Source organism: Oceanobacillus sp. E9 (genome assembly GCF_001741975.1).
In the GTDB taxonomy this organism is placed as follows: Bacteria; Bacillota; Bacilli; order Bacillales; family Amphibacillaceae; genus Oceanobacillus; species Oceanobacillus kimchii.
Window position 1 is genome coordinate 1 of sequence record NZ_LSNA01000003.1, and the last position, 1,715, is coordinate 1,715.

General features: G+C 32.5%; 1 protein-coding gene and 1 pseudogene. Both read left to right on the forward strand.

Annotation, left to right across the window (positions count from 1 at the left end):
• The coding region (locus tag AQ616_RS19540; RefSeq protein ID WP_205634381.1) for a peptidoglycan-binding protein at nt 1-1,226 on the forward strand (1,226 nt) is incomplete at its 5' end.
• A 115-nt stretch (nt 1,227-1,341) separates the two neighbouring features.
• Nucleotides 1,342-1,715: pseudogene (locus AQ616_RS03725) on the forward strand (peptidoglycan-binding protein); the annotation flags it as partial.

A 1,715-nucleotide genomic window follows, 5' to 3' on the forward strand; every position in this document is an offset into this window, starting at 1 on the left:
TGGTGAATGGTATAGCAGACGAGATCACTTGGTTAAAACTTGATGAAACTTATTATAAGGTAGGTTTCCAATTAGGAGATCGTCATGATGATATTATTAAAATTAAGCAACAATTAAATGCGATTGGATTTGGTGGTATCTCTGAGACTAATTACTTCGGAGAATGGATGGAAACGCGCGTTCAACAATTCCAGCGATATTACGGACTTTCAGTGACTGGTCAAGCTGATCAACAAACACAGCAAAAGATATCCAGTGTGTACAATAGTCCCTTTCAGAATGGTAAACGCCATGATGGAACCGTAGAATTAAAAGAGAAATTAAATCATATTGGTTTTGGTTATATTACGGTATCTACATTATTTGGTAGTTTTACTGAAACTCAAGTGAGAAAGTTCCAAGATTATTATGGTTTACGTGTAAATGGAATAGCAGATGAAGTAACCATTGATAAAATCAACGAAATATATAGTAGTCCATTACAAAAAGGTAAATCCGATTCTAGAGTAATTGAGATAAAAGAAATGCTTAATGCGTTAGGTTATGATGGTATCGCTATAAGTGAATATTTTGGGAGTTGGACAGAAACAAGATTAAAGCAGTTCCAGTCAGATTACAATCTTCCAGTAAGTGGAATAGCAGATCCAAAAACGATTCAGAAATTAGATGATAGTCTAATAAGAGTATTTCTAGATCCAGGTCATGGAGGACATGATCCAGGTGGACAAGGTTATGGTATTAATGAAAAAGATGTTGTGTTAGATATTGCCCTTCAGACGGAACAATTCTTATCAACGAAATATAAGGGTGTTCTTGTAAATATGTCAAGAACAGATGACACATTTATAGAATTAACGGAAAGGGCTAATATGGCAAACCGTTGGGGAGCAGATTATTTTGTTAGTTTCCACACTAACGCTTTTAATGGTTCAGCTAACGGATTTGAAACATACATCCATAATGGAAATGTATCAAATGAAACAAAACAAAGACAAACTGATATTCATTCCTATATAATTAATAATATTAATGTAAATGATAGAGGGGAAAAGACAGCAAACTTTAATGTGTTAAGAAATACAAATATGTCTTCTATTCTATTAGAATATATGTTTATCGATAATTTTGTTGAGAATACGCTTTTAAAAGACCCAAGTTATCGTACATATCTAGCTCAAATAACTGCAGATGCTATCGCAAGCTCTTATAATTTAAAAAGAAGATAATAGGTTATAAAAAAACTACCATTTTAGGTAGTTTTTTTATAACCTATTAAATTTTAATAATATTTACCGATATTAGATTAGTAGTATTCTATAAAATTGAGGAGGTGAAACTAAAGTGAGGAAATACTTTAAGTTGTTTTTAATTGGTGTTATTGTCTTATTCCACTTTAGTCCTGCAATTATCCATGCTGATGAAGCAAATAAGGAAAATAAGGAACAGAAAACCGAGGTTTTTGAAGATGATAATTTAGAAGAAGGACAAGTTGAATTTCCTAAAGGAAATGAGTTAAAACATGAAGAATCAGATAAAGAAGTCTCTACTGAACCAATTGAAGAACAGGTAAAGAAGAAAGAAGTAAATACAGCTCCAACAGATAATGAATCATCAGATAATCTAAGAAAGCAAGATGAAGAGAAAACTGAAGAAGTGAAGGTAGAAGCTTTTGCAGCGACAGTCTCCCTTCCATATGAAAAAGGAGATCGCCATGA